The organism is Shinella pollutisoli (assembly GCF_024609765.1).
Lineage (GTDB): Bacteria > Pseudomonadota > Alphaproteobacteria > Rhizobiales > Rhizobiaceae > Shinella > Shinella pollutisoli.
The window spans coordinates 22071-29584 of sequence record NZ_JANFDG010000044.1; the positions used below are offsets into that span (position 1 = coordinate 22071).

The following is a 7514-nucleotide window of genomic DNA, read 5'->3' on the forward strand; positions in this document are numbered from 1 at the left end:
TCCGGCCGACGGAACGTGCGGCACAGTGGATTGTTAATGCTCTATCTTTCCGTGCGGGCCTTGCCTGTGCGGACCGGTTTTGTATTGCCCGAGCGAAGAAGCGCGGCGACCTATCCGGATCAGGGTGACTGTCATGTCTTTCAGGATTTCCGCAGAGGCGGCCAAAGGCCGCGCACAACGCAGGGTAAGGCAAGCCCCTGCCGACATCCGCTGTCGGGCTGCGCTCTGAGGGGCGAACCCGGCAACGGTCAAACAGAACTGACCGGTCATTTCCACACAACCTTGCGGCGGCGCCGGCCTTTACCCGGACGCTTCGCCATCAGAAGGAGCACGTGAAATGGCAATCATCTCCATCGTCGTCGACGATCCGAACGGCGTCGACATCAACGCTTCCATCAACAATGCCACGCCGGGCTTCAGCCCGAACCCGTTCACCGGCACCGGCAATGCCGGTATCTTCACCGCGGGCGGCACGCAGTACGACCAGTACGGCATCGCGGCGCCCAGCGGTACGAACAGCGACGTTCTGGCGCTGGGCGACTTCACCTACGTGACCGGCACCCTGTCGGGCGTGCTCGACACGCTGAGTTTCGGCGAGAACCTCACGACGGACACCGGAGGAGGACGGGTACCGGTCCCGTCCCCGTATGCGGGCTTCGACGGCGATGATCTCCTCCTCGATTCGGCCTTCACCATCAGCAATATCGGCCTCGAAGGCTACGGCGCCAACAACGTGCTGAACAACACGCTCTTCGACCTGCTGCGCGGCGGAACCACGGGCGGCAGCCCTGCCGCATTCAATACGTGGCTGTTCGGCACCGCCGGCAACAGCATCGACTTCCTCGGCAATGCCGGCGACGACGCGATCACCGCCAGCGCCTACAACGACGTTCTGAGGGGCGAGGGCGGCAACGACACGCTGAACGGGGGTGCCGGCGACGACATCATCCTCGGCGGGTCCGGAAACGATGTGCTGAATGGCCAGGATGGCAACGACACGATCGACGGCGGCACCGGCGACGACGCGATCGTCGGCGGCAACGGCAACGACACGATCAGCGGCGGTGCCGGCAACGACACGATCGGCGGCGGCACCGCGGCGGATATCCTGAACGGCGGCGCCGGCAACGACACGATCAACGGCGACGGCGGCAACGACACGCTGAACGGCGGCTCGGGCAACGATATCCTGAACGGCGGCGCGGGCGTCGATATCCTCACGGGCGGCATCGGAAACGATACCTTCGTGTTCTCCTCCGTCGCGAACAGCCCGGTCGGGTCTCCCGACACCATCACCGACTTCGATGCCGGCGGCAGCGGAACGGGCTCCGTCGACCTGATCAACCTCGTCGCCCTCGGCCTCAGCAACGGCTTCACCGGGGCGGTCGCCTCGGCCTACGCCGCCTGGTACGATTCGGGCACGGGCACGCTCTATGCCTCGAACAACAACGACACCACGGCCGATTTCGCCGTGACGCTCACCACGCTGACGGGAACGCTGGACGCCAGCGACTTCATCTTCGTCTAGCTTTCGCTTCCGGTCGGCCGCCGGAGGCGGCGGCCGACCCCTCATCATATGCGACACCTGACGCGGCCCTGCCAGGGCTGCGTCAGGTGCTGTTCGGGCAACGGGCCACTTCGCTCTATCCAAGGGGAAATACCGCATGACCACGACGACATTTACGATGGCAACCGGCGCGACGGTGACGATCGAAACCGCCTCGGAGCCGACCGTTTCGGCCGGAGAGGTTCTCATCCGGATAACGGTGACTGGCGGCCCGCAAGGTTTGGGCGACAACTGGCTGGAGGTGTCCGACTCATGGAGCGGTTTCGTCGGACAGATAAAGGTCGTCTCCTATGGAGACGACGATGAGGATACTTCAGACGACGAAGAGTTCCCCGTATGGGGTGACGAACCCTATAGGATGGGCAACCCCGCGGTCTACGAGTTCATCGCGCTGCAGGACATCGCCGTCGCGGATCTGGAAGGTCTCGGCATAAAGGTCTATGAGGACCACGGTTTTACTCAATCCACATACGATGCGGTTGTTTCCTTCGTCGAGAGCGAAACCAACGCCGCCCCGGACAATCTCGCCCTGTCCTGGGACAAGATCGGCGACGCCTCGGAGATCGGCACGGTGGTCGGCACGCTCTCGGCGGATGACGCCGACGGCGACGAGCTGACCTTCGAGCTGGTCGGCGACAGCGATTTCTTCGAGGTCGTCGGCAACGAGCTGCGCCTCAAGAGCGAGCTGGATCACGAAACGGCGCCGAGCCACGAGGTCACCGTCAAGGTTCTCGACGGCAACGGCGGCGAGACGACGCGGACCTTCACCATCGGCGTGACGGAGGGCGAGACCAATTTTCCGCCGACCGATATCTCGATCTCCAATACGACGATCTCGGAATCGGCGCGCACGGGCTCCCTGCTGGGCATCCTGTCGGCCACGGACCCGGAGGGCGAGTCGATCACCTTCACCCTGGCCACCGGTCAGGGCGACAACGGCTTCTTCATGCTGCGCACGAACGAGGACGGCACGACGAGCGTGTTCCTCAAGTCGCCGCTCGACTTCGAGGGCAGTCAGGCGGTGAACGGCGTCTACGAGCTGGTGGTCGACGCGACCGATTCCGCCGGCAACGTCACCCGCCGGACGCTCGATATCCAGTCGACCGACGATCCCTTCACCGTCAGCGCCGTCCCCACCGGCAAGACCTATATGGGCGTGGTCGAGAATGCCGCGGTCGGAACCAAGATCGGCTATGTCACCAACCTGATCAACGACCTGAGCTTCGTGCCGACCGGCGCCGAACTGCTGGACAACGCCGGCGGCAAGTTCTCGCTCGTCCAGAGCAACGGGCGCTATTACCTGGCGGTCAACGGCGATCTGGACTACGAGACGCAGGACAGCTACTCCGTCACCATCAAGGCGACGGGGGCCGGCGGCGTCTCGCACGTCAAGACCTTCGACGTCCGCGTGATCGACGCGGCCGAGGCCGGCGACACCGCGCGCGGCACCATCACCATCGACGCCAATACCGCGCTTGCCGGGGTAAACGGCGGCGTCGACTGGAACACCTATCTCGACGCGGCCTATTCCAAGGTGGTCGACAGCCTGCCGGACGGCGTGACCTTCGCGCCGACGACCTCTTCGAAATATGTCTACACGCTCTCCGACGGCAGCAAGGTGACGCTCACCGGCTCGGACCTCGCCTACTGGTGGGGCGACGCGAATTCGGCGGAGAACACCGGCGAGGACGTGCATGTCGTCGGCGGTACCGTCGAGGGGCTCGCCTTCGGTAACGGCGGGGGTGCGACCGAGGTGGCCATTTCCGGCCTCGATCTCTTCAACGATTCCGGCCTGCTGAACCGCATCTACGGCGAGGCCAACATCATGGCCGCGGCCTGGATGCACGGGCCGGGCTCCAACACGCCCGCCGAGATCCTCCACGTCAAGGCGATGCTTGCCGCCTACGCGCAGCACTTCAAGGGCTCGTCGGGCGCGGACACCTATACCGGCACGCTGTTCGACGACGTGATCGAGGGCAACGGCGGCAAGGACGTGCTCTCGGGCGGGGCCGGCAACGACACGATCAACGGCGGTGCCGGGGCCGACACGATGGCCGGCGGCAAGGGCAACGACACCTTCGTCGTCGACAGTGCCGGCGACGTGGTGACGGAGCACGCGGGCGAGGGCACGGACACGGTCCGCGCCTCGATCTCCTACACGCTCTCCGCCAATGTCGAGAACCTGGCCCTGACCGGCACGGGCAATATCAGCGGCAAGGGCAACGCGCTCGCCAACGTCCTCACCGGCAACGCCGGCAACAACACGCTGGACGGCGGCGCGGGCGCCGACAGGCTCGCCGGCGGCAAGGGCAACGACACCTATGTCGTCGACAATGCCGGCGACGTGGTGGACGAGACCGGCGGCAGCGGCACGGATACGGTGCGTTCCTCCGTCTCCTTCAGCCTCGCCAATACGGCGCGGGCGAAGGGATCGGTCGAGAACCTGACGCTGACGGGCTCCGGCAACATCAGCGGCACCGGCAACGGGCTTGCCAACACGCTCATCGGCAACGGCGGCAACAACGCTCTTGCCGGCAACGCCGGCAACGACACGCTGGACGGCGGCGCGGGCGCGGATACGCTGACGGGCGGCACGGGCAACGACACCTACGTCGTCGACAACAAGGCCGACAGGGTGGTCGAGAGGAGGGGCGAGGGCACCGACCTGGTGAAGGCCTCCGTTTCCCATACGCTTGCCGACAACGTCGAGAACCTGACGCTGGCGGGCTCCGGCAATATCAGCGGCACCGGCAACGGGCTTGCCAACACGATTACCGGCAATGCCGGCAACAACGTCCTCGACGGCAAGGGCGGCGCCGACCGGCTGGCGGGCGGCAAGGGCAACGATACCTATGTCGTCGACAACAGGGGCGACAAGGTGGTGGAGGCGTCCGGTCAGGGGAGCGACCTGGTCAAGGCCTCCGTCTCCTATACGCTCGCCAACCACGTCGAGAAGCTGACGCTGACGGGATCGAAGGCGATCAACGGCACGGGCAACGGGCTCGCCAACACGATCACCGGCAATGCCGGCAACAACGTCCTCGACGGCAAGGGCGGCGCCGACAGGCTTGCAGGCGGCAAGGGCAACGACACCTATGTCGTCGACAACAGGGGCGACAAGGTGGTGGAGACGTCGGGGCAGGGGACCGACCTGGTCAAGGCCTCCGTCAGCTACACGCTCGCCAACCACGTCGAGAAGCTGACGCTGACGGGATCGAAGGCGATCAACGGCACGGGCAACGGGCTCGCCAACACGATCACCGGCAATGCCAAGGCCAACACGCTGAAGGGCGGTGCCGGGAACGACACGCTCAAGGGCGGCTCGGGCAGCGACAAGCTCTACGGCGGCACGGGCAGGGACACCCTCGACGGCGGTTCCGGCAACGACCTGCTGAAGGGCGAGAGCGGCAACGACAAGCTCTACGGCGGCGCGGGCGCCGACAAGCTCTACGGCGGCTCGGGCAAGGACACCTTCGTCTTCAAGTCGGTGAAGGAGTCGACTGCCGCCTCCAAGGGCCGCGACACGATCTACGACTTCGACGGCAAGGCCGGCGACCGGATCGACCTCCGCTCGATCGACGCCAGCACGAAGAAGGGCGGCGACCAGGCGTTCAAGTTCATCGGCACGGACGACTTCTCGAAGACGGCCGGGGAGCTGCGCTACGAGAAGAAGGCGTCGGACAGCCATGTCTACGGCGACGTGAACGGCGACGGCAAGGCCGACTTCGCCATCCACTTCGACGACGCGCTCTCCTTTTCCAAGGGATACTTCCTGCTCTGAGGAAGCTGCGGGAGCCGTCCACGCGGCGGCTCCCGCATCCGGATCAAGCACGACGACTGGACAGGGAATGAAAACATGGCAGACCCGACTGGGACGATCACCATAGACGCCTCCACGGCGACCGCGGGCATCGACTTCGAAGCCTTCATCCGGGGCGGCTTCCTGCAGGGGCAAGGCGGGCTCGGCGGTATCGGCATGCCGGTGTTCGACAACGGCCCCGGCTTCGCCGGCGAGGAGATATTTCTCGGCTACGGGACCACCGCGGCCTCCAAATATGTGCTGGCGCACGGCTCGCTGGAATATTACTTCTCCAGCCATACCGTGTGGGGCGAGATCAACACGATCGAGTACGGCACGCGCGGCGCCGGCAGCTACGACGCCAACGGCTATTTCACCGGCGGCAATGTCGAGCTGAGGATCACCGGCCTTTCCTTCGCCAACGCCAAGCCGGCCAATTCCGCCCAGGAGGTGGCGATCGAGGCGAGCGGCGCCGTGCACAACTTCGCCGTCGCGCATATGTACGGGCAGAATGCCGAGCAGGCGCGGCTCGATCTCTACGCCAACCAGCTCGACCAGTACGCCCAGCGCTTCATCGGCTCCGCCTACAACGACGTCTATACGGGCACGCAGTTCAACGACTTCATCGCCGGCGGCCGCGGCAACGACACGCTCAACGGCGGCGGCGGCACCGATACGGCGTATTTCGACGGGCGCTACGACGACTATGTCGTGAGCGGGAGCGGCCCGATCCTCGTCACCGACACCCGGACCGCCGGCGGCACGGGCGTCGACACGCTCACCGGCATCGAGATCCTGAAGTTCAACGACCTGACCTACGATCTCGTCACCGATACGATGAACTACACGCCGACCAACCTGGCGCTGGACAATGCGCAGATACAGGGCGTCTCCGCGCCGGGGACGGTGGTCGGCTCGCTCAGCGCGACGGACCAGGATGCCGGCGACAGCCATACATTCGAACTGCTCGACAATGCGGCCGGCCGCTTCGTCCTCGACGGATCGGTGCTCAAGGTCGCCGGAACGCTCCGCCAGGAGGACTACACGGTCACCGTCCGCGTCACCGACGGCGCCGGCAACAGCTTCGAGAAGAACCTGCTGATCGACGTCCTCGATCCCGTCGCGAACAACATCCCGGCCGGGCTCTCCCTGTCGGCCGCGTCGGTCAGGGAGAATGCAGCGAAGAACACGGTCGTGGGCGTGCTTTCCGCGACCGACGCCGACGGCGACCCGCTGACCTATACGCTGACGGACAGCGCCGGCGGCCGCTTCTCGCTCAGAACGGAGAAGGGCGTGACCCGTCTCGTCGTCAACGGGACAATCGACTACGAGGCGGCGAAGAGCCACAAGGTCACCGTCAAGGTCTCCGACGGCCAGGGCGGCGCGATAAGCAAGGCCTTCACCATCGCCGTGGGCAATGTGAACGAGGCGCCGTCCATCACCTCGAACGGCGGCGGCACGAAGGCCACCGTGAAGGTCGCGGAGAACAGGACGGCCGTCACCACCGTCAAGGCAGCCGACCCGGAGAAGACCGCGGTCACGTATTCGATCTCGGGCGGAGCCGACAAGGCGCTGTTCAAGATCGATCCCGGGACCGGCAAGCTCTCCTTCAAGGCGGCGCCCGACTACGAGAGCCCGAAGGGCCGGGACAATACCTATGACGTCGTCGTCAAGGCGAGCGACGGCAAGCTCTCCGACACGCAGGCGCTCAAGGTCGTCGTCACCGACGTCAAGGGCAAGACGATCAACGGCACATCGAGAGCCGACAAGCTGGCCGGCACGCTCGAGAACGACACGCTGAAGGGCGGAGCCGGCAACGACAAGCTCTATGGCGGCTCCGGCAACGACAGGCTCGAAGGCGGTTCCGGCAACGACCTGCTGGACGGCGGGAAGGGTGCCGACAGGCTTGCCGGCGGCAAGGGCAACGACACCTATGTCGTCGACAACAGGGGCGACAAGGTGGTGGAGACGTCCGGCCAGGGGACCGACCTGGTCAAGGCCTCCGTCAGCTACACGCTCGCCAACCATGTCGAGAAGCTGACGCTGACGGGGTCGAAGGCGATCGACGGCACGGGCAACGGGCTTGCCAACACGATCACCGGCAATGCCAAGGCCAACACGCTGAAGGGCGGTGCCGGGAACGACACG

The 7514-nt window shown here is 65.6% G+C and carries 3 protein-coding genes; all 3 read left to right on the forward strand.

What is annotated here, in order from left to right; all coding sequences use genetic code 11:
- Positions 1-337 precede the first annotated feature (337 nt).
- Complete coding sequence (locus tag NNZ72_RS24135) at positions 338-1528, forward strand: calcium-binding protein (RefSeq protein WP_257318222.1); 1191 nt, start codon at positions 338-340, stop codon at positions 1526-1528.
- A gap of 136 nt (positions 1529-1664) precedes the next feature.
- A complete protein-coding gene (locus tag NNZ72_RS24140) occupies positions 1665-5348 on the forward strand; it encodes a hypothetical protein (protein WP_257318223.1) in 3684 nt (1227 codons plus the stop codon).
- 75 nt (positions 5349-5423) lie between these two features.
- Positions 5424-7514 (forward strand): cadherin domain-containing protein (locus tag NNZ72_RS24145; protein WP_257318224.1); only part of this gene is annotated, 2091 nt, incomplete at its 3' end.

Coding starts and splice junctions, on each gene's coding strand:
- NNZ72_RS24135 (WP_257318222.1), top strand. CDS start 338: ATGGCAATCATCTCCATCGTCGTCGACGATCCGAACGGCGTCGACATC.
- NNZ72_RS24140 (WP_257318223.1), top strand. CDS start 1,665: ATGACCACGACGACATTTACGATGGCAACCGGCGCGACGGTGACGATC.